Annotated in this window: 13 protein-coding genes; 7 read left to right on the top strand and 6 right to left on the bottom strand. The window is 68.2% G+C overall.

Translation table 11 applies throughout. The annotated features are described in order from the left end of the window. Nucleotides 1–112: 112 nt before the first annotated feature. The 7 genes from AABF56_RS27010 to AABF56_RS26980 all read left to right on the top strand — a co-directional run bounded on the left by AABF56_RS27010 (nucleotide 113) and on the right by AABF56_RS26980 (nucleotide 7,908). Nucleotides 113–1,219, top strand: coding sequence for an ABC transporter substrate-binding protein (locus tag AABF56_RS27010; protein ID WP_272808185.1), 1,107 nt, complete (start codon nucleotides 113–115; stop codon nucleotides 1,217–1,219). Nucleotides 1,220–1,283: 64 nt separating this feature from the next. Then, complete coding sequence (locus tag AABF56_RS27005) at nucleotides 1,284–3,044, top strand: ABC transporter permease (protein WP_272808184.1); 1,761 nt, start codon at nucleotides 1,284–1,286, stop codon at nucleotides 3,042–3,044. Continuing rightward, nucleotides 3,037–4,113, top strand: coding sequence for an ABC transporter ATP-binding protein (locus AABF56_RS27000; RefSeq protein ID WP_272808183.1), 1,077 nt, complete (start codon nucleotides 3,037–3,039; stop codon nucleotides 4,111–4,113). The genes AABF56_RS27005 and AABF56_RS27000 overlap by 8 nt, the downstream gene beginning before the upstream one ends. A gap of 145 nt (nucleotides 4,114–4,258) precedes the next feature. Further along, the gene (locus AABF56_RS26995; protein ID WP_272808182.1) at nucleotides 4,259–4,924 is read left to right on the top strand and encodes an arylsulfatase; all 666 of its coding nucleotides are present in this window, start codon (nucleotides 4,259–4,261) and stop codon (nucleotides 4,922–4,924) included. A gap of 19 nt (nucleotides 4,925–4,943) precedes the next feature. Beyond that, nucleotides 4,944–6,206, top strand: coding sequence for a 3-oxo-tetronate kinase (gene otnK, locus AABF56_RS26990; protein WP_272808181.1), 1,263 nt, complete (start codon nucleotides 4,944–4,946; stop codon nucleotides 6,204–6,206). Further along, on the top strand, nucleotides 6,203–6,841 hold the full coding sequence (gene otnC / locus AABF56_RS26985; RefSeq protein WP_272808180.1) for a 3-oxo-tetronate 4-phosphate decarboxylase: 639 nt from the start codon (nucleotides 6,203–6,205) through the stop codon (nucleotides 6,839–6,841). The genes otnK and otnC overlap by 4 nt, the downstream gene beginning before the upstream one ends. Nucleotides 6,842–6,900: 59 nt before the next feature. Continuing rightward, a complete protein-coding gene (locus AABF56_RS26980; RefSeq protein ID WP_272808179.1) occupies nucleotides 6,901–7,908 on the top strand; it encodes an AbrB family transcriptional regulator in 1,008 nt (335 codons plus the stop codon). A 43-nt stretch (nucleotides 7,909–7,951) separates the two neighbouring features. Here the strand turns inward: AABF56_RS26980 and AABF56_RS26975 are convergent, their stop codons facing one another. The 6 genes from AABF56_RS26975 to AABF56_RS26950 are packed head-to-tail and all read right to left on the bottom strand — an operon-like array spanning nucleotide 7,952 to nucleotide 22,043. After that, nucleotides 7,952–11,497 (bottom strand): amino acid adenylation domain-containing protein, encoded by a 3,546-nt coding sequence (locus AABF56_RS26975; protein ID WP_272808178.1) that lies wholly within the window; start codon nucleotides 11,495–11,497, stop codon nucleotides 7,952–7,954. A 3-nt stretch (nucleotides 11,498–11,500) separates the two neighbouring features. Beyond that, nucleotides 11,501–11,848 (bottom strand): isochorismate lyase, encoded by a 348-nt coding sequence (locus AABF56_RS26970; protein ID WP_272808177.1) that lies wholly within the window; start codon nucleotides 11,846–11,848, stop codon nucleotides 11,501–11,503. A 3-nt stretch (nucleotides 11,849–11,851) separates the two neighbouring features. Next, the gene (locus tag AABF56_RS26965; protein ID WP_272808176.1) at nucleotides 11,852–13,504 is read right to left on the bottom strand and encodes a (2,3-dihydroxybenzoyl)adenylate synthase; all 1,653 of its coding nucleotides are present in this window, start codon (nucleotides 13,502–13,504) and stop codon (nucleotides 11,852–11,854) included. 3 nt (nucleotides 13,505–13,507) lie between these two features. Further along, entirely contained in the window at nucleotides 13,508–14,719 is a 1,212-nt protein-coding gene (locus tag AABF56_RS26960) for an isochorismate synthase (RefSeq protein WP_272808175.1), read from the bottom strand. Then, the gene (locus tag AABF56_RS26955; RefSeq protein ID WP_272808174.1) at nucleotides 14,719–18,021 is read right to left on the bottom strand and encodes a non-ribosomal peptide synthetase; all 3,303 of its coding nucleotides are present in this window, start codon (nucleotides 18,019–18,021) and stop codon (nucleotides 14,719–14,721) included. Before AABF56_RS26955 ends, AABF56_RS26960 begins: the two co-directional genes overlap by 1 nt. Beyond that, nucleotides 18,018–22,043: a non-ribosomal peptide synthetase gene (locus AABF56_RS26950; protein ID WP_272808173.1), complete on the bottom strand. Its 4,026-nt coding sequence runs from the start codon at nucleotides 22,041–22,043 to the stop codon at nucleotides 18,018–18,020. The genes AABF56_RS26955 and AABF56_RS26950 overlap by 4 nt, the downstream gene beginning before the upstream one ends. Nucleotides 22,044–22,048 lie beyond the last annotated feature (5 nt).

Genomic DNA, 22,048 nt, shown 5'->3' with positions numbered 1-22,048 from the left:
TGATTTTTTAAAATCCAAAATGCAAAGCATGAGGAGGCGGGGGCAGGGAGTGGCCCTCGCATGACGTGCCCGGCCGCTCCGAAGCGCGGGCCAATCTTTTGGGAGATGAGAGATGAATTACACAATATCCGCCCGCTCGGCCGTCTTCGCCGTCGGCACGGCGCTCATGACCGCCTTCGCCGCCGCCGCATTCGCACAGGACGTTCCCGCCGGTTATCCGGCCGGCTATGCCGACGTCATCGCCGCGGCAAAGGAGGAAGGCACCGTCTCGGTCTACACCTCGACCGATGCCGCCCAGTCGCAGAAGCTGCAGGATGCCTTCACCAAGAAATACGGCATCAAGATCGCCTATAACGACCTCGGAACGAACGGTGCCTACAACCAGGTGATCTCGGAAGCCGCCGCCGGCCAGACGACGGCCGACGTGGTCTGGAGTTCCGCCATGGACCTGCAGATGACGCTTGTCCAGGAAGGTTATGCGGCCGAATATGCCTCGCCGGAAACCGGCCACCTGCCGGCATGGGCCAATTACAAGAACATGCTGTTCGGCACGACCGTCGAGCCGGTCGGCGTGATCTACAACACCAAGGCACTGTCGGAAGACAAGCTTCCGAAGACCTATGCCGACATGATCGCCTTCCTCAAGGACAACAAGGCCGAGCTTCAGGGCAAGGTCGCGACCTTCGACCCGGAAAAGAGCGGTTCGGGCTTCCTGCACCACTCGAACGATGCCCGCAACCGATCGGACTTCTGGGATCTCGCCAAGGCCATGGGCGAGGACGGCGCGAAGATCTATTCCAGCTCCGGTGGCATGAAGGAAACGGTGGTATCGGGCGAAAACGTCATCGCCATCAACATCATCGGCTCCTATGCGCTCGACTGGGTGAAGGAAAGCCCGAATCTCGGCGTGCATTTCGCAAGCGACTACACGCCGGCCTTTTCGCGCCTCGCCCTGATCACCAAGGATGCCCCGCATCCGAACGCCGCCAAGCTCTTCGTCGACTTCATGCTCTCGGCCGAGGGGCAGTCGCTTCTCGCCGAAGGCGGCCTGCCGTCCGTGCGTGACGACGTGACCGCCGGCCTCAACATCCAGACGCTGAACGAGCGCGTCGGCGGCGGCCTGAAGCCGATCGCGGTCGATGAAGGCGTGCTCGAATACATGGAGCCGACGAAGCGCGTCCAGTTCCTCAACGACTGGAAGGCCGCCCTCGGCCGCTGATGCTCAGCCGGCCGCGGCGCTCAGATAGCGCCGCGGCTCCGCCACCGTTTGCGAGAGGCATAGAATGTCCACCCATACACAAGCACCGGCTGCGCTCGCCCTGGCGAAAGCCGCGGCCGAGAAGAAGTATCCGGCCAGGATGCCGCGGCACGGCAATGCCAGCCTTTACCGGCGCGTCGTCATCGGCCTTCTGGCAATCGCCGTTTTGGCGCCTGTCGGCCTGATCGTCTACCAGAGCTTCCTGACGGCGGCCTTCTTCAGCCCGCGCGCTCAATTCGGTCTCGACGCCTACAAATACGTCTTCACCGACAGGAATTTCTACAAGGCGCTCGGCACCACCGCCATCTTCTCCTTCGGCATGGTCGCGATTGCCGTGCCGCTCGGCGGCCTGCTGGCCTTCCTGATCACGCGGACGGACATCAGGGGCAGGCGCCTGCTCGAAATCCTCGTGCTCGTGCCGATGTTCATCTCGTCCATCGTGCTGGCCTTCGGCTATACGGTGTCCGTCGGCCCGACGGGCTTCGTCTCGCTCTTCGTCCGCGGCATCCTCGGCTTCGTGCCGTGGAACATCTACAGCCTGCCGGGCATGATCCTGATTGCCGGCCTCAGCCATGTGCCGCATGTCTATCTCTATGTCTCCTCGGCCATGCGCAACCTGCCGTCGGACCTGGAGGAGGCCGCCCGCACCACCGGCGCGTCCATCTGGCAGGTCTCGCGCGACGTCACGCTGCCCATGGTGCTGCCGGCGCTGATCTTCGCCGCCGCGCTCAACATCCTGCTCGGCTTCGAGACCTTCGGCATCCCGCTGGTCCTCGGCGATCCGAACGGCATCATGGTGCTCACCACCTACATCTACAAGCTCACCACGCTGTTCGGCACGCCGACCTATCAGCTGATGGCCGTCGTCGCCGTGGTGCTCATCCTCATCACGCTGCCGCTCGTCTGGATGCAGCGCACGCTTTTGCGCAATGCCCGCAAATATGCCGCGATGGGCGGCAAGGGCGCTCGCGTCGCCACGCTGAAACTCGGCGGGAGCGGTCAGGCCATCGCGCTTTCGATCATCGGCTTCTGGCTCTTCGTCTCCGTCGCCCTGCCGATCGGGGGTATCGCCGTGCGCGCCTTCGTCGATGCCTGGGGCGAAGGCGTCAATCTGCTCGACCATCTCACGTTCGCGAATTTCGACCGCATGCTGGAAGTTCCGAGCCTGGTGCGCGGCATCGTCAATACCGTGCTCCTCTCCGTGGTCGGCGGCGCCGTCGCGGTCGGCATCTACCTGATGGTCGGTCTTGCGGGGCATCGCAACTGGGGCCTGTCGAACACGGTGCTCGACTACATCGTGCTCCTGCCGCGCGCCCTGCCCGGACTTGTCATCGGCCTTGCCTTCTTCTGGGTCTTCCTGTTCGTGCCGCTGCTGACGCCCTTGCGCCCGACGCTGGTCAGCCTCTTCATCGCCTATGTCGTCGTCGGCCTGTCCTATGGTCTGCGCCTCCTGCAGGGCACGCTCATCCAGGTCGCACCGGAGCTTGAGGAATCCGCCCGCACCACGGGCGCCACGATCGGCCGGACCTGGAAGGACGTGGTGATCCCGATCGTAAGGCCCGGCCTTGCCGGCGCCTGGGCGCTGATCATGATCATCTTCCTTCGCGAATATGCGACGGGCGTCTACCTCATGGGCGCGGGCACGGAAGTCATCGGTTCGCTGATGGTCTCGCTTCTCCAGACCGGCGCCATGAACACGATCGCCGCCCTTTCCCTCATCAGCATCGTCTTGACGGGCGCAGGCCTTGCGCTCGCCCTTCGTTTGGGAGCAAAAATCCATGACTGAACTCGTCGTCAGCAATGTCCAGAAATGGCTGGGCGGCCTGCAGATCCTCAAGGGCGCGTCCTTCACGGCGCAGCGCGGCTCCATCGTCGCCCTGCTCGGCGCCTCGGGTAGCGGCAAGACCACGCTGCTGCGCTGTATCGCCGGGCTCGAACAGCCGGAAATCGGCCAGATCGTCATCGGCGGCAAGACCGTGCTCGACGGCGAGACGAAGATCGCCCTGCCGCCCGAGCAGCGCAATATCGGCCTCGTCTTCCAGTCCTACGCGCTCTGGCCGCACCGGACGGTGAAGGAGAACGTCGGCTACGGCCTGAAGCTGCGCGGCGTGACGCAGGCCGATATCGAAAAGCGCGTCCAGGCGATCTTGGACCGCATGGGGCTTGGCCATCTGGCCGACCGCTTTCCCTCCCAGCTTTCGGGCGGCCAGCAGCAGCGCGTCGCGATCTGCCGGGCGCTGGTCTATGAGCCGCGCGTGCTTCTGCTCGACGAGCCGCTTTCCAACCTCGATGCGAAGCTGCGCGAGGAAGCCCGCTACTGGATCCGCAAGCTGATCCTCGACCTCGAAATCTGCGCCATCCTCGTGACGCACGACCAGAGCGAGGCGCTTGCCGCCGCCGACAACATCCTCCTCCTGCAGGATGGCCGGATCGTCCAGCAGGGCGGGCCGCAGGAGATCTATTCCAACCCGAACAGCTTCTATTCGGCGGACTTCCTGGGCGCCAACAACATCGTCAAGGCGAAGGTCAAGTCGGTCGACGGCAAGAGCGCCATCATCGGTGGCGAGAACTGGAGCCTTGACGGGACGGTGCGCGAGGCCTCGGGGCTGGCCGCATCGGAGGATGCGCGGGCGGTCATCCGTGTCGAGCAGATCAGCGTCAGCGACCAGCCGCAGGCCGGCGGGCTGGAGATGAACCTCGACGACAGCATCTATCTCGGCGACCGCTGGGAATATCGCCTGCGACGCGGCGACTTCGTCGCCAAGGCGCATGGCGCAAAGCAGCTTTCGACCGGCACGGTCTGGGCGCGCATTCCCTCCGAAAGCGTGTGGGTGTTCTCGGCAGGCCAGCGCTAGCGCCTTTCCAGCCGAAGCGGCATCGTTTCGGCATCGGACGATGCGGTAGAAACAAGATGCCGGGGCAGTTCCGGCGAACCGGATTTCACGGAATTACCCCGGCGAAGGCCCGCCGCGGGCGGCCGCTCCTTTCAAAGGGAATGGAATGTCGCAACAGCCCCGCATAACCCTCGTCCATGCGACGCCGATCGCCATGGAGCCGATCAGACAGGCCTTCGCCTCCGCCTGGCCGGAGGCCGACATGGTCAACCTGCTCGAAGACAGCCTCTCGCCCGACCGGGCGAAAAGTAGCGATATCACCGAGGCGTTGACGGCCCGCATCACGGCGCTGACGCACTATGCGAAGCAGATCGGCAGCGCCGCCGTGCTCTTCACCTGCTCGGCCTTCGGCCGGGCCATCGAGCAGGCGGCGGCGACCGTCGATATCCCGGTGCTGAAGCCGAACGAGGCGATGTTCGAGGCCGCCATCCGCAAGGGCGGCCGGACGGCCATGCTCTACACCTTCCCGCCGGCGCGGGAGGGCATGGAGGCGGAGTTTGCCGAGGAGGCGGCGCGGATCGACCCGACCGCCACCCTGGAGAGCTTCCTTGTGGAGCACGCGATCGAGGCCGTACGGGCTGGCGATGTCGAAACCCACAACCGCCTTGTCGCCGCGGCCGCGGCGGGTCTCAAGGGCTTCGACAGCATCGTGCTTGCGCATTTTTCCACGGCGCGCGCCGTGCCGGCCGTGCGGGCGGCGACGGACATCCCGGTCCTTTCGAGCCCGGACGCCGCCATCGACAAACTGAAGCGCCTTCTCGGCGCTGCCTGATTTTGGGAGTATCCGTTCCATGCTGCTTGGCGTGATTGCAGACGATTTCACCGGGGCGAGCGACATCGCGAACACGCTCGCCAAGGGCTTGCCGGGCGAGGGCGGTCTTCGCACGGTGCAATATCTCGGCATTCCCCATGGCAAGGCCGAGGCCGATGTCGAGGCGGGCGTCATCGCCTTGAAGAGCCGGTCGATCGAAGCCGCCGCTGCCGTGGAGCAGTCGCTTGCCGCCCTGCGCTGGCTGCTCGGCCAGGGCTGCGAGCAGATCGTCTTCAAATATTGCTCGACCTTCGATTCAACGCCGCAAGGCAATATCGGCCCGGTGGCCGAGGCGCTTGCCAGGGCCTTGGATGTCAAGGGCGTCGTCGCCTGCCCGGCGTTTCCCGGCGCCGGCCGGACGGTCTATCAGGGCCATCTCTTCGTGAAGGACAGGCTCCTCAACGATTCCGGCCTGCAGAACCATCCGCTCAACCCGATGACGGACGCCGATATCCGCCGCTGGCTACGGCTCCAGACGACGGGCGGCGTCGGCCATGTCGATATCGCAACCGTCCGTGAAGGTCCTGCCGGTATAGAGACCGCCTTGTGGGAGCAGGACAACACCCTCGTCATCGTCGACGCCATCACGGACGACGACCTCGTCGCGATCGGCCGCGCTACGGCATCGTGCCGCCTCGTCACCGGCGGTTCGGGCATCGCCATCGGCCTTGCCGCCAACTTCATCGAGCGCGGCCTTGCCGCGGGCACGGGAGCGGCGGTGATCGGCATGGACGGGCCGGAAGCCATTCTCGCCGGAAGCTGCTCCGGCGCAACGCGCGAACAGGTCGACATCCACCGCAAGGACCATCCGGCGCTTGCCATCGACGTCGCCGGCGTCCTGGACGGTTCGGTCACCGCCGCGGACCTCACTTCCTTCCTGCTTGCGAACCGGGGCAGGGCGCCGCTGGTCTACTCCTCGGGCACGCCCGGTGAGGTCCAGGCCGTCCAGGCGCGCTTCGGGCGGGAGATGGTTGCCGCCGCGCTCGACGGCCTCTTCGCCAGCACGGCGCGGGAACTGGTCAAGGCCGGCATCCGCCGGCTCGTCGTCGCCGGCGGTGAGACGTCCGGCGCCGTCGTTTCGGCGCTCGACCTTGGCGCGCTGACCATCGGGGCCGAGATCGACCCCGGTGTGCCGGTGCTCTTGTCGGGCGGCGATGAGCCCGTGGCGCTGGCGCTCAAGTCCGGCAATTTCGGTACGCCCGATTTCTTCACCAAGGCATTGGAAAGGCTTGCAGGCAGATGAGTGCGGAAAACAAGGTTCGCGAGGAGATCGTCCGTCTTTCGAAATCACTGTTCGACCGCGGCTTCTCCGTCGGCTCCGCCGGCAATATCAGCGCCGTGGTCGAGGACGGGATCCTGATGACCCCGACGAATTCGTGTCTCGGCTTCCTCGACCCGGCGCGAATCTCGAAACTCGACCGAAGCGGCAACCACATCAGTGGCGACAAGCCCTCGAAGGAGGTGTTCCTGCACCAGGCGTTCTACGAAACGCGGCCGCAGACAGGGGCGGTGGTGCACCTGCACTCGACCTTCGCGACCGCCCTGTCGTGCCTCAGCGATACCGACCCGGACGATTGCATCCCGCCGCTCACGCCCTATGTCGTCATGCGTGTCGGCAAGGTGAAGCTGCTGCCCTATGTCAGGCCGGGCGACGAGCGGATGGGCGAGATGATACGGGAGCTTGGCGGCCGCCATGCCGCTGTCCTCCTTGCCAATCATGGTCCCGTCGTTGCCGGCAGGGACATCGTCTCCACGGTCTATGCCGCCGAGGAGCTGGAGGAAACCGCCAGGCTGCTCGTTCTGCTGCGCAATGCACCCACGCGTTTGCTCTCCCCGGAAAACGTCGCGGAACTGAAAGCCGTCTTCGGCGGCTATTGAGGGGGGGGACGCCATCCGTGAGGTGCAGGGAGGCAGCCAGCTCGGCGGCGCGGTTTGCGTTGACGCTTGCCATCGCCACGGCAGGAGGCTTCCTGCTGTGGCTGGCGCACATGCCGCTTGCCTGGTTGCTCGGGGCGATGCTGGCGACCGCGCTTTCTGCGTTCCTGCATGTCCCGGTGTCCCTGCCGAAACATGCGCGGCCGCCGATGACGGCGGTGATCGGGGCCGTGCTCGGCACGTCCTTCTCGCCGGAGATTTTCCGGCATGCCGCAGCCTGGATCGTTTCGCTTCTCGGCCTCGTCGCCTTCATCGCGATCACGGGTGCGCTGGCCTTCGTCTATTTTCGCCGCATCGCCCGGCTCGATCCCGTGACGGCCTATTTTTCCGCGATGCCGGGCGGCCTTGTCGAGATGATCACGCTCGGCTCGGAAAGGGGCGGGGATGAGCGCATGATCGCGCTGATCCATGCCGCGCGGATTTTCCTGGTCGTCCTGGCGCTCCCGTTCCTGATCGAGGCCCTTACCGGTTTTGACATCGATCGCACGGCAACGGTGTCCGCGGCTTCGGCAACGGTCGCGGTCGACGATATCCTCTGGTTCCTGGCTGCCGTCATCGGCGGCGCCGTGCTTGCAAGCCTGTTGCGGCTGCCGGCGCGTTTTCTCGTCGGGCCGATGCTTGCCAGCGCCGTGTTCCATCTGACGGGACTGACGGATTTCGAGCTGCCGGCGGCAGCCCTTGCCGGCGCCCAGGTCGTCATCGGCGCGACGATCGGCTGCCGCTTCGCAGGGGCTTCGCCACGGATCGTGCTTCAGTCCATGCTCCTGTCGGCCGGCGCGACTTTTGTGATGCTGCTCTGCACGGCCGCGTTTTCCTCGGTGCTCTCCCTTGCTGGCGGCGATCGTTTCATCGCCTATGTGCTTGCCTATTCACCGGGCGGCGTCGCGGAGATGAGCTTTATCGCGCTTTCATTGAACGTCGATGTGCCGTTCGTGGTGCTGCATCACATCGTGCGGGTGCTGACCGTCGTGGCCGGAGCATCTGCTGCGTTCCGGTTCTTCAAGCAGTAAGGTATTCGGTCCACCGAGATCGCCAGCAAGCCTGTCCGGCCGGCTACGCGCTAACGTCCATTCTCCCGTTCTTTTTCTGCCGGTGGTTTCGCACCCGCCGCGGGCCGTTCTCCGGCTGATGCGGCACTTCGGCCGAGGAAGGCGCGAAGAGGCGAGCCTGGCCGGCGACGGTCGGATGCTCGAAGATCCGGATCACTGAAACCGGTTGTTCGAAGAGCTGGGAAAGACGTCCCGCGAGCCGCGTGGCGAGGAGCGAGTTGCCGCCGACGAGGAAGAAGCTGGTGTCGAGGGATTCGATCGGCCGTCCCAGGAGATCCTTCCAGAGATCGCAGACCTGCTTCTCGATATCGGAGAGCGGCCGTGCGGGAGGCGCGCACGTGCCTGCCGCGGCTTCGCGGGCGCGCTGTTCCAGCGCCGCGCCGTCACGCTTTCCGTTGGCGGTCAACGGCATCCGGTCGAGCACGATGAAGGTGGAGGGAACAAGGGCGGCGGGCAAGTGATCGCGCAGCGCGGCGAGCAACGTTTCCTCGCGGTAGGCCGCGCTGCCACCGAGGGTGAGGAAAGCGGCAAGGCTGTCGCCGGTTCCCGCGCCGCGCACCGCGACGACGGCTGCCTGCCGCACCGCCGGATCGGCGGCGATGAGTGTTTCGATCTCGCCAAGTTCGACGCGCAGGCCGTTGACCTTCACCTGGCCGTCGCGCCGGCCCAGAAATTCGACCACGCCGTCCGGCTGCCAGCGGCCGAAATCGCCCGTGCGGTAGAGGCGTTCGCCCGTGCGGGGATGGCGGATGAAGCGGGCGTTTGTCTTCTCCTCGTCCCGCCAGTAACCGAGCGCGAGGCCCACGCCGCCGATGAAGATTTCCCCGATGGCGAAGTCGGGGCGCTCGGCAAGGGATTCGTCGAGCACGTGGATCGTCTGGTTGGCGAGCGGCCTACCGTAGGGCACGCTTTTCCAGCCCGGCTCGATGCGCTCGACCTCGTGGGCGATCGACCAGATGGAGGCCTCCGTCGCGCCGCCGAGCGACACCAGTTTCGGCGGCCGGGGAAGCTTGAGGAGCGAACGGCAGAGCGGCAGGGGCAGCCAGTCGCCGGAGAGCATGACGAGCCGCAATCGGGAGAGCATTGCGAGCGTGCCGCGGTCGGCGAGCCGGTCGTGCAGCAATTGCAGGAGCGCCGGCACGCTGCTCCAGAGGGTCACGCCGGCTTCTTCGAGAAGGCGCAGCCAGCAATCGGGATCCGGCGCGGGGGCGGCCGGCGGAATGACGATCGCGCCGCCGGCGGCGAGCATGCCGAAAATGTCGTAGACCGACAGGTCGAAGCTGAGCGAGGACACCATAAGGCAGCGATCGGCGGCCGTGACGCCGTAGCGCGCATTGATGTCGAGCACGGTGTTGAGCGCCGCGCCATGCTGGATCGCGACGCCCTTTGGCTTGCCCGTCGAGCCTGATGTGAAGATGACATAGGCGAGATCATCCGCGGCCGCCTGTGGCGGGATGACCTCCTCGGCGCCAGCCTCCGACAATAAAGGATCGTCCACCACGATCATGGGGACGAGAAGGTCACCATCGGCTGCATCGGCGGGTATCAGCGCCAGCGTCGCGCCGCTTTCCGCAAGCAATGTCTCGATCCTCTTGCGGGGAAGAGCGGGATCGACGGGCATGTAGGCTGCGCCCGCCTTGAGGATGCCCAGCACGGCGACCACCTGCCGCCAGCCCTTCGGTAGGAGCACGGCGATGGGTGGGCCGGGCATCGCGCCGGCGGCGGCGATCTGGCCCGCAAGGCGGTTGCTGGCCCTGTCGAGTTCGCCATAGGTCAGGCTGCGCTCTTCGTCGATGACCGCGATCGCATCCGGCTGCGCCTGCGCCTGGCGCAGGAAAGGATCGTGCAGCAACACGGCGTCCGTGCCCGCATGCCAGGCCGTTGCATTCACCGCTATCCGCCGCGCCGCCTGCTCTTCCGGCAGGGAGAGGATGGCGGTGTTCCAGGTGCCGTCTTCCGCGGCGAGCGTCTCCAGCAGGGACAGGTGACGGTCGGCGATCATTGCCATCAGGCCTTCCGGGTAAGCCGCGTCGACATAATCCCAGTTGAGGACGAGGTTGCCCTCGTGCTCCAGCACCTGATGGTCCAGCAGGGTCTGCGGCGTCTGCACCGCGGCGCGCACGATTTCGCCGAAGCCGGAGAAGGCGTCGAGATAGCTTTTTCCCGTTCCGAGCGCGCTGGTGAAGACATAGGGCATCAGTGCCCGGCCGGGCGTATTGCGGGCCGCCGCCACCATCGACAGCGCTTCGACGCCGCTGACGGCGCTGTTGTCGAGATCGCGCCAGAGCTGCTCCTGCGTCGCGTGGGCAAGAGCGGCGAAGGAGGCGGGGGCGAGCGTGTCGATCTCGACCAGCGTCAGCGATGTGAAGTCGCCGATCACGCCGTCATAGGAGGGGCCGGACAGCGGGCGGTTGAAGAGTGTCGTCGTCAGGGTGAAGGCGCCGCTCCCGCTCCACAGGGCGAGCACGCGTGCATAGGCGGCCAGCAGGGCCGCCGAGGGCGTGATGCCCCGGCTGCGGATCTTGTCCTGCAGGCGTCGCCACGCAGCCTGCGAAAGGACACGCTGCTCACGGGCGAAACGTGGCGCGTCGATCGCCTCGACCGGTCGGGCGAGCGGCAGGTCCGGGCCGAGCGGCAGATGGGCGGCCCGATCCTGCCAGTATCGCCGCGCGCGGGCGGCTTCCTGCGACCTCGCCTCCGCTTCGCGCGCGAGGGCGTGCTCGCGGAATGACGCCGCCGGCCGGGGGAGGGCGACGGCCTGGTTCTCATAGCGTGCGCGCCATTCCGCAAGCCAGATTTCCAGGGATTTCAGGTCGAAGACGAGGATGTCGAAGCTGAGATGCAGGATGGTTTCGTGTGGTGAAAGCCGCGTCGCGTGGACGCGATAGAGCGGCCAGCGGTCGGCGGGCAGCACCTCCTGCTCCATGTCCGCCCGAAGCGCCGAGAGGCGCCGCTCCCGTTCCTCCGCGGCAAGGTCGCTGAGGTCAGTCTGCCCGATGGCAAGGCGCGGCACCTCGTCGAGCACGCGCTGCATCCCGTCGGTGTCGATGACCGCGCGCAGCATCGGATGGGCGGCGATGGTGGCGTTGAGGGCCGCCTCCAGCCGCTCGACGTCAAGATCGCGCGTCAGCGCCTCGATGTAGCCATGGGCGGCGACGCCGCCGAGCTCGAAATGCGGATCCCGGCCGAGCCAGTAGGCACGCTGGATGTCGGTGAGCGGGAACGGGCCGGTGTCGGCGGCCGGGCCGGCCGGTTGCTGCGCGGCCATGCTCCCGGCGCCATGCTGCGCCTCCGCCGCCAGGGCAGCCCAGGCTTCGACGGTCGGTGTCGCCACCAGGGTGCTGAAGGAGAGCGTTGCGCCGTCCGCCGAGAGACGGCTTTGCAGACGCATCAGGGCGATCGAGGTGAGGCCGAGTTCGATGAGGTTTTCATCGGTGCCGAATTCCTCCGGCTCGGCGCCAAGCTCTTCCGCGACGAGCCGGTGCAGCTCGAGCGCCATGGTTTCGGCAGCCGTTTCATGCCGGCTGCGGGCAAGTGCGGGCTCCGCCATGTCCTACTCCGCCTCGCGCCGGGGCGCGTTCTTCTGTTCCCAATGATGGATCTGCTGTTGAATGAACCACTGGATGATCTGGCTGAAAAGCGGCACGATGAAATCCGGGTCGAGCCCGTTTTCCTCTGCCCAGCGCCGCCGTTCGGGCAGCATGGCCGCAACGCGCTCGGGCGCCGGTATGCTGGCGACGTCAGGCTTGAAGCGGGCCGCCTCCAATACGTATCCCATGCGCAGGCCGAACAGGTCGACGAGCGCGCGGTCGATCGTGTCGATCGCCTGGCGGATGTCGCCGAGGTCCTGGCAGTCCGCGGGCGTTTCGGCGCGCAGGCCGAGGTCTTTCGCTGAGGGCACGCGTCAATCTCCGTTGTCGAGGCCGGCGGAAAGGTGAAGCTGCTTCAGCCGTTCGCGCAGGTCCTTCTTGCTCACCTTGCCGATCCCGGTTTCCGGGAACCGCTCGATGAAGACGAACTGGTCGGGCATCTTGAACGCGGCGAGGCCCCGCGCCTTCAGATGCCGGATGAGGGCGAGCGGTTTCAGCCCGCCGGTCCGGGGGATCACGAAGGCGCAGATGCGTTCGCCGAGCGTTTCGTCCGGCAGGCCGACGACGGCCGCGTCGTGCACGTCTCCATGGGCAAGCAGCAGGTTCTCCACCTCCTCGGGCGAGAGTTTTTCGCCACCCCGGTTGATCTGGTCCTTCTCGCGGCCGGAGAGCACGAGATAGCCGGCGGACGTCAGGCGCACGATGTCGCCGGTGCGGTAAAAGCCGTCCGGCGTGAAGGCTTTCTCATTGTGCTCGGGGATCTTGTAGTAGCCGCGGATCGTGTAGGGCCCGCGCGTCAGGAGTTCGCCCGGCTCGCCGGGCGCGACGTCCCGGCCCTCGGCATCGACCACACGGATTTCATCCGCCGGCGACATGGGCCTGCCCTGGGTGGTGACGATCGTCTCCTCGTCGTCGTCAAGGCCGGTATAGCAGATCAGGCCCTCTGCCATGCCGAAGACCTGCTGAAGGCCGCAGCCGAGGCGCGGGCGCACGCGCCGCGCGGCTTCCTCGCTGAGCTTCGCGCCGCCCACCTGCAGGGTTCTGAGGCTCGATATGTCGGCGTCAGGCGCACCGGCGGCCTCCATCCAGAGCAGGGCGAGGGGCGGCACGAGCGAGGTGAGCGTCACGCCATGCGCCGCGATGAGGGCGAAGGCCGTCCTCGGGTCGGGATCGGGGGCGATGACGACCGTGCCGCCGCTGACGAAGGTTCCCATGATGCCGGGGCAGGCGAAGGGGAAATTGTGGGCGACGGGCAACGCGCAGAGATAGACGGTGTCCTCCGCCATGCCGCTTGCGGCGGCGGCGGTGCGGATGTTGTAGAGATATTCGTTGTGCCGGCGCGGAATGAGCTTCGGCACACCGGTCGTGCCGCCGGAAATCTGGAAGACCGCGACATCCTCGGGCTGGGCGGCGTCATCGACCGCGGCGTCCTCGAAGAGCCCGGAAAGCGCGGTGAAGGCTTCGGCCTCGCCGTCGACGATCACATGGCGGAGCGCCGGCAGGCCCGGAAGCAGCTCGTGGGCGAGCGCCCGGTAGTCGAAGCCGCCGGCGCGGTCGGCGATGAAGTAGGCGCGGGCCTCGGTGAAGTCGAGGAAGCGGCCGATCTCGATATGGCGGTGCGAGGGCAGCGCCAGAACCGGAACGACGCCGAGGCGCAGGAGCGCGAAGACGACTTCGACGAAGGCGATGCCGTTCGGCATCTGCACGACGGCGCGGTCGCCTTTTTGAAGGCCGAGGCGGCGAAGGCCGGCCGCAAGCGCGCCCGCGCGCCGTCGAAGGTCTTCGTAGGTGACATGCCGGCCGCTCTCGATCAGCGCCGTCTTGCCGGCATGGCGGTCGGCGATGCGGTCGAGCATGCCGGAAAAGGTTTCCGCCTGCCAGAAACCCTCGCGAACATAGCGTGCGCGAAACGTTTCCGGCCAGGTCGGCGCGTCCACCGAAAGATCTTGGGCCGTTTCCTGGAGCATGGTCTACCTTTCTGCCCGCGCCTTTCCGGCGGCGGACGGTTCCAGGCCGAGAGCCTGGAGCATGGTTTTCAGCTTGGTTTCTGTTTCCCGGTACTCCGCCTCCGGGTCCGAGCCCTCGACGATGCCGGCGCCGGCGAAGAGGCGGACGCGGCGGCCGCGGATTTCCGCGCAGCGGAGTGTCACCGCCCATTCGCCGTCGCCATTCTCGTCGCACCAGCCGACCATCCCGGCATAGAGGCCGCGATCGAACCCCTCGATATCCGCGATGGCCGCCAGCGCCTCGGCGGTCGGCGCGCCGCCCACGGCCGGCGTCGGATGGAGCGCGAGGGCGAGGTCGAGCGCGGTCACGCCGGGCGAGGCGAGTTCGCCGGTGATGACGGTCGAGAGGTGATTGACGGGACCGGCGGCGAGCACGCTCGGGGTTTCGGGAACGTCGAGGCTCCTGCAGAAGGGGCGGAGCGTGTCGCCGACGGCGCGGCTGGTATAGGCGTGCTCCTGGCGGTCCTTCGCGGAGGCGAGCAGGCGGGCGATGTTGCGGGCGTTGCGCAGCCGATCCGGATCGGCGGCGATCGTGCCGGCGAGCGGATTTGCGAAAACCCGGTCGCCGGCCTTGCGCACCAGCAGCTCGGGACTTGCGCCCAGCAGCACGCCCGCATCCTCGCCGTTGCCGGCGTCGAGCGGCACGCCGTAGACGAAGCTTCCCGGATGGCGCCGCATCAGCGTCGCCAGCAGGCCGGCAAGGTCCGGCGCCGCATCGAGCTCCAGTTCGAGACGGCGGGCGAGCACCAGCTTCTTCAGGTGCGTCTGGCGGATGCGGGCAAGGCCGCGGGCCACCGCATCCCGGTAGCCGGACGGCGAGGGGGTCTGGCGGACGTCGACGATCGCGGGCGCCTCGCCCGGCGTCGCGGCGAGCGGAACAGGCCGGCCCGGCCGCTCCAGGCGTTCCGGCACATAGAGGCTGGCGGGCGATTGCGTATCGAAGGGGATCGCGCCGACGACGACCGGCGGAAAACCTTCGCTCCGGGCGGTCGCGAGCAGGCGCGCGACCGTCTCGCGCAAATCCTCGCCGGCGGGCCGCGCGCTGAGCGCGATGCCGTGGCCGATCATTCTTGTGGTCGGCGAAACGTAGACGGTCCGGCCGTGAAGGCCGGCCGCGGGCAGCGTTTCGGTGACGGCGGCATCTGCCGCGATGCGGGCGGCGGGTGTGTGTTGCATCAGGCGGTCTCCGTGGCGGCGCTCTCGGAAAGCGGGGGAAGGGTGGTCATGTGGGCTTCCAGCGCGGCGATCGTCGTGTGCACGAAGAGGTCGGTCACCGGCAGGTCGACGCCGAGCTCCCGGCGAAGCCGCGCATGCGCCTCGACGAGCCGGATCGACGTGGCCCCGAGTTCGAAGAAGTTGACGTCGGCGGGAAGCCCCCGACGGCCGATCACCGCTTCGAGGATTTTTCGCACGGGGCTCGTAGCGGCCGTGGCGGCTTTCGGCTTCTGGCTGGAGAAGGCGGGCAGCGCCTTCGGGTCGATCTTGCCGTTGGCCGAGAGCGGCAGGGCCGCATGGACGCCGAAGCGGGCGGGGACCATGTAGGCCGGTAGCAGCGCGCGGCAATGTTCCCGCAGCGCTGCCTCGGTAAGCGCGCCAACGGCCCGCGCCGCGACATGGGCGACGATCTGCCGGCCGCCGGCGGCCTCCTGCACCAGCGCGACGGCACGCGCCACATCCGGGTGGCTTTCGAGCGCGTGGGTGACGTCGCCGAGTTCGACGCGATGTCCGCCGATCTTGACCTGGCCGTCCTCGCGCCCGAGGAATTCCAGCGTTCCATCCTCCCAGAAGCAGCCGAGATCGCCCGTTCGGTAAAGGCGTTCGCCCGTGTCGGCGGCGGTGACGAAGGCGGCAGCTGTTTTTTCTCCGTCGCCCCAATAGTCGTCGGCGAGGCCATGCCCGCCGATATACAGCTGGCCTGCGACGCGATCCGGGCGATCGGCGCCGTAGCGGTCGAGCACGCGAAAATACTGGTTCGCGAGGGGTCGGCCGTAGGGCACCGATTTCCACTCCGGTGCGACGGTGCCGGCTTCCTGCCAGTTCGACCAGATGGCGGCCTCGGTCGCCCCGCCGAGCGCGATCAGCCGCGTTTCCGGCGCGGCGGCGGAAAGCCGGCCAGGCAGATCGAGCGGCACCCAGTCGCCGCTGACGAGCGCGAGGCGGAGCGAGGATGGCAGGGGGGCCGCCATGCTGGCGGACCAGACGAGCAGCATGTCCAGCAGCATCGGCACGGAATTCCAGATGGTGACACCATGCTGGGAGAGCATGGCGCTCCAGTGCGCCGGGTCGCGCTCCGCGCCGGCATCCGGCAGCACGACGGCCGCGCCCGCGGAAAGCGGCGCGAAGATGTCGTAGACCGAAAGGTCGAAGCTGAGCGAGGAGAGCGCGAAGACGCGGTCCCGCGGGGTCATGCCGAAGCGGCGCGCCATGTCGTCCAACGTGTTGGCGACCGCGCCGTGGGACATGGTGACGCCCTTGGGCATGCCGGTCGAACCGGAGGTGAAGATGACATAGGCCGCTCGCGCGCTGTCGGCCTTTGCCCGTCCCTCCGGCGCCCGGGCGGGCGAAAGCTCCGGAACCGGGTCGTCGAGGCTGACGACGATCGTGTTCGCCGCCCCGTCGTCGGCATCGAGAATCCGGGCGACGGGCGCGACCTGCCGCAGCATGGCCTCTGCCCGGGCGGGCGGAAGGTCCGGCGCGACCGGCACATAGACCGCCCCTGCATGATGGATCGCCAGCACGGCGACGACCTGCAGCGGCCCCTTTGGCAACCGGACGGCGACGCGTTCGCCCGGCCCGGCGCCGGCTTCGCGCAGCCGGCGGGCGAGATCCGCCGCCCGGGCGGCGAGCGCGCCGTAGGTCATGCGTCCGCCGCTCCACAGCAGCGCATCGCGGTCCCAATGGGTTTCGAGCCCCTCCCAGAAGGGCGCGGAGATATCGAGGCTGCCATCGAGCGGAATTGCGGGCGGGTGATGGAGCGCGGAGCGCGTGGCGGCCTGGCCGGCGGGGAGCCGGCGCGAGACGGCGCGGTTCCACCGGTCCGGATCGTCGGCGAGCGCGACGATGGTTTCGACATAGCGCTCGAAGGCGGCCGTGGCCGCGTCGAGGTCGAGGGCGGCTTCGGCGATGTCCCAGTTGAAGCTGAGGCCGCCGCGTTCCTCGTAGAGCTGGTGGTCGAGGGCGACCTGGGGCGTCTGGCTGATGCCGGCGACCTGCCGCCACCGTCCGTCCTTCGCGCCGTCCGTCTCCTCGCCGATCAGAAGGCTGGTGAAGACGACGGGCATGAGCGAACCGGAATAATCCTGCCGGCGGCGGGCGAGGTCGCGCAGGAGATCGACGCCGGAGACCGCGCTGTGCTCCAGCCGTTCCAGAAGCCGCTGCTGCGTCGCGCGGACCTGGTCGGCGAGGGAGGCGTCCATATCCGCAAAACCGAGCAGCGTCGTGTTGGTGAACTCGCCGAGCACATGCCGGATATCCGGATGGATCGGCGGCCGGTTGAACAGCGTGACGTTGAGGGCCACGTCCTCGTTGCGGCTCCAGGTGGAGAGCACATTGGCGAAGAGCGTGGCGAGAAGGCCGGTGGGCGTGACGCCCAGGCCCTTGCACGCCACCTTCAGGGCGCTCCAGCGGGTCTGGTCGAGATGGCCGGCGCGGCGGCGGAAACGGCCCGGGCGACCGCCGGACCGGCTGGCGGGCAGGCGGGGCGCGGGCGGCAGAAGGTCCAGTTCGCGGCTCCAATAGTCCCGGGAGGCCGCTTTCCGCGCGGCATCCTCGCCGCAGAGCACGCAGTCGCGGAAGCGGATGGCGGGCGGGGGTGCAAGCGTCTCGCCGTCGATCAGCGCGAACCATTCCCGGTGGAAGAGCTGGCTGCTCCAGGCGTCGAGCGCGATGAGATCGACGCAGGAGAGAAGCCGCAGGCCGCCGTCGATGCGCACCCAGTGCAGCTCGAAGAGCGGCCAGGCGAAGGGATCGCGCACCCGTTCGCCGATCTCCTCGCGCAGCGCGGCAAGGCGGCGGTCCTGCTCCTCCGCCGGCAGGGCGCGCAGGTCCGTGACGGGCACGGTGTAGTCGGGCACGCTTTCGAGCACGGCTTGCAGGCCGTCCGGCAGGAGGACGGTGCGCAGCATGTCATGGCGCGCGATCACCGCGTTGAGGCAGGCGTCGGCATGGCTGAAGTCGACGGCGTCGTGCTCGAATTCGAGATAGCTGTTGGCGGAGACGCCGCCGAGGTCGAGCGCGCCGGTGCGGCCGACGAGATAGGCCTGCTGGATCGGCGTCTGCGGGAAGGGCGCGAAGCGATCGGCCTCTGCACCGGCGGCGGTCGACAGCCGTTGGAGCAGCGCCTGCTTCTGTTCCGCGACCTTCGCCTTGAGGGTGGCGGTCATCGCGCCGGCGGGCGCGCGAAAGCGCAGCTGGCCCTCCTCGACCCAGAGGTGGATGCGGTGGCGTTCGAGCTCGTCGAGAAGCTGCGTGAGGCTCATAGCGTGCCCTCCGTCATGTCCTGGGCATAGGCGGTCGTCGCGGAAAGCCAGTGCTCGCGCGCCTGCGGCTCCAGCGCGCCGGCGGCCATGGCATGCAGGCAGACATGGTCCGGCGAGAGGGCGAAGCGGCGGCCCATCTCGTCGAGCGGCAGGTCGCCGATCTGGCAAAGGCCGAACGGCCGGCCGACGGCCTGCTGTTCGAGCGCCTGGCACATTGCCCCGCATTCGATGAGCCCGAAGCCGAGGCTCGCGGCGTCGTAGAGCGGCGCGATCGCCTCCAGCGACAGCACGAAGCAGAGGACGAGGCGGCTTGCGGCCAGCGTCTCGCGGCTTCCGGAGCTGAGCAGCGCGAGGTCCGCAAAACCGTCCGGCGCCGTGCAGGGCGATAGGGCGTGCGCCTGCGGGTCGTAGCGATAGCCGCCCGGCGCGAGGTCCTCGATCCCGCCCGGCGGAACGGCGAGATAGGTTCCGACGGGATAGAGCCCGCCGGCCGAGGCGTAGAGCCGGCGCTCCTCGCCATCCCTGTAGTGGCGGCGAAGCGGGGCGAGCAGGGTGGAAAGCTCGTCGGCCGTCAGCGGACGGTCGATGAAATCGCGCCAGCTGCGTCGTGCCGCCGCGGCGGGCGGCTCGGCTGCCCCGGACAGCAAGACCGGCGCTTCGGCGGCGGCAACCGGGCGGGGGCGGCTCTTGAAGAGGCGACGGGCGACCGGGTCGGTGAGAACCGGGTTGCGGGAAAGGTGGGCGCGCAAGGCCGCGGCTCCGGCGACGAGCTCGGCGGGCTGCGCCGCCCCTTGCGGCGCCAGCGCCTGCACCAGGGCGACGAGGTCCGGCAGGCGTACGGCGCGGGCGAGGTCCGTCAGCGGAGGTCGCGCGCCGGCGAAGGCCTCGATGCGGTTGGCGAGCGCGATCAGTTCGAGCGACGAGGCCCCGAGATGGACCAGATTGTCGTCGAGCGAGACGGCGGGGCGCTGGAGGATCGCGGCGACCATCTCCAGCACAGCCCGCTCGACCCCTTCGCCCGATGACGACCGATGTCGTGAAGGGGCGGCCTCGGGCTCCTGCGCGACGAGGGCGAGGAGCGCCTTGCGGTCGAGCTTGCCGTTCGGCGTGAGCGGCCAGGCGTCGACGGCCTTGAACGCGGCGGGAACCATGTAGGCGGGCAGCTCCTCGGCGAGGTGGGCCGCAAGCCCTGTCTCCTCGACTTTTGCCCGGGCCGGCCGGAAGAAGGCGACGAGCCGCGGCCGGCGCGGATCGCCCACGGCGAGCACCTGCGCCTCCTCGACATCCGGATGCCGCTGCAGGGCGCGCGCCACCTCGCCAGGCTCCACGCGAAAACCGTTGATCTTCACCTGCGCGTCGGCGCGTCCCTGGAAGATGATCGCGCCGTCGGGGCCATAGGCGCCGAGATCGCCCGTCCGGTAGAGGGCGAGGCCCGTGCGCGGATGGGGGAAGAAGTGTGCGGCCGTCTTTTCCGCATCGTTGAGATAGCCGAGCGCGAGCCCGTCGCCGGCGATGTAGAGATCGCCGGTATGGCCGATCGGCGCGATGGCGAGGTCGCCGTCGAGGACGAAGACCTGCTGGCGGCCGAGCGCCCGGCCGTAGGGAATGCTCGTCCAGGCCGGGTCGACCTCATCGATGGCATGGAAGATCGACCAGATCGCCGCCTCCGTCGCGCCGCCGAGGCTGTATTGTGCGGCGTCCGGCCAGAGCCGGCGGGCGCGGCCCGGCAGGTCGAGGCCGATCCAGTCGCCGCTCAGCATCACCGTCTTCAGCGCCGGCGGCGGCGCGATGCCTGCGACCTCGTGATAGTCGACATAGAGCGAAAAGAGCCCGGGAACGCTGTTCCAGAGCGTCACGCCATGGCGGGTCGCGAGTGCGTGCCAATGGGCGGGGTTCTGCTGTTCGGCGGGATCGGGCAGGACGAGCGTGCCGCCGGCGCCGAGTACGCCGAAAATGTCGTAGACCGAAAGGTCGAAGTGAAGCTGCGAAATGCCGAGCACGCAATCCGCGCCGCCGATGCCGAAGCGCCGGCTGACATCCGCGATCGTGTTCACGGCGGCCGCATGCGTCACCGTCACGCCCTTGGGATTCCCGGTCGAGCCGGACGTGTAGATGATGTAGGCGGGATCATCCGGCTGCGCACCGGCAAGGCGATGCAGCAGCGCGGGGTCGCCTTCGCCAAGACGGGAAAGGTCGATCGTCGCGGCCGGCGCGCAGGTTGCAAGGGCGTCGGGAGTCGCACCGCGCTCCAGCATGGCGGCCGGTGCGAGATCTTCGAGGATGCGAGCCTGGCGGGCGAGCGGCTGGGCCGTGTCCAACGGCACATAGATGCCGCCGACGAGCGTGACGGCGAGGCAGGCGGCGATCTGTTCCGGCGATTTTTCGAGGCGGATCGCCACCGTCTTGCCGCGGCCGATGCCGGCGACGACGAGAGCGTTCGCGATTCCCGCCACCTGCCGGGCGAGCGCCGCATGGGTCAGCACCATGCCCGATGTGGCGACGGCGGGCCGCTCCATCGCGTCCGGCAGGGCGCGCAGCCACAGGTCGGCGAGCCGCTCGCGCCGCTCGGCTTGTGATACGATCGCCGGGGCGATCAGCGCTTCGGACGGGTCGGCGCGTCCGCCCACCGTCTCCTCCAGCATGGCCGGATCGTCGGCGACGGCTTCGACCAGGGTGACGAAGCGGTCGAAGAGCGGCCGGGCGACGGCGATGTCCAGCACGTTGACGGCGATGTCCCAATTGATCGTCAGCGCGCCGGACCATTCCATCACCTGGTTGTCGAGCATGACCTGCGGCGTCTGGGAAAGGGCCAGCACCGGCCGGCCCGGCTGGGCGGCGGCATCGGAAAACAGGCGCGTGTCGTTCTGCGTCAGCGTGCTGGTGAAGACGACGGGCATCAGGGGGCGGTCGAGATGGCCGCGCGCTAAAGCCATTTCGCGGGTGACGGCCGTGCCGCTGACGAGGCTGTGCTCCATGCCGCGCCAGAGCAGCGCCTGGAGCCGGGTAAAGCGGGCGCGCCGGGTCTCGGCCTGCCGGAGATCGGCCTCGAACAGCATGTTGGTGGTGAAATCGCCGACCACGCGATCGACATGCGGGTGGATCGGCGGCCGGTTGAAGAGCGTCATGTTGAGGCAGAAATGCGGGTCGGCCGCGAAGGCGCAGAGCGCTTCGCCGAACAGCGAGAGCAGCACGGTCGAGGGCGTGACGCCGAGCGTCGCCGCCGTGGCCTTGAGACGGTCCCACCGCGTTTTGTCGATGGTGTGCGAGAGGCGGTCGTAGACCGGCGTGCCGGCCTCGTTCGGGGGCGCGATCACCGGCAGGGCCGGCGCATCCGGCAGGCTTTCCGCGCGCTCCCGCCAATAGCGGTGGGCGCGGGTGAGATCGGCCTCGTCCGGCTCGCTGAGCACGCAGTCGCGGAAGGTGATGTCGGGCGTGGGCAGGTGAAGGTCCGGATCGCGGTAGAAGCGGGCCACTTCGTCGAGAAGGATGAGGATGCTCTGCTGGTCGGCAATCAGGAGGTCGAAGCGCAGATGGACACGCACGCGGCCGGCCGGCAGGAGGCTGAGCTCCACATCGATCATCGGCCAGCGGTCCTCCGCCGGAAGGGCGCGCGCGAGACGCCGGCGAATGGCGTCCATCGTCGCGTCCCGCGCCTCGTCGTCGCTCAGATCGCGCACGACGATCTCCAGTGCGGGTATGGTTTCAGCGATCTCCTGGCGCGTCGCGTCGAGGATGCGGGCGCGCAGCATCGGGTGGCGCGCCATCACGATGCCCCATGCCGCCCGGTAGCGCGTGATGTCGAGCGTCTCGCAATCCAGCTCGTAGTAGAACTGGCAGGCCGCGCCGCCGAGCGGCAGCGACGGATCGCGGCCGAGCAGGTAGCCGCGCTGGATCTCCGTCAGCGGGAAGGGCGTGTGAATGTCCTCCGTGCGCTGCTGTGGCGGTGCCGCGCCTGCTTCGACGCCGAGGAGCCGGCTCAGAAGCGCCGGATCGAAGGAGAGGGCTGTGCTGCTGCTCGACATGACGT

It is taken from the genome of Shinella sp. WSC3-e (assembly GCF_945994535.1).
GTDB lineage: Bacteria > Pseudomonadota > Alphaproteobacteria > Rhizobiales > Rhizobiaceae > Shinella > Shinella yambaruensis.
The sequence above is the reverse complement of the archived record's forward strand: the minus strand, read 5'-3'. Positions and strand labels throughout refer to the sequence as shown.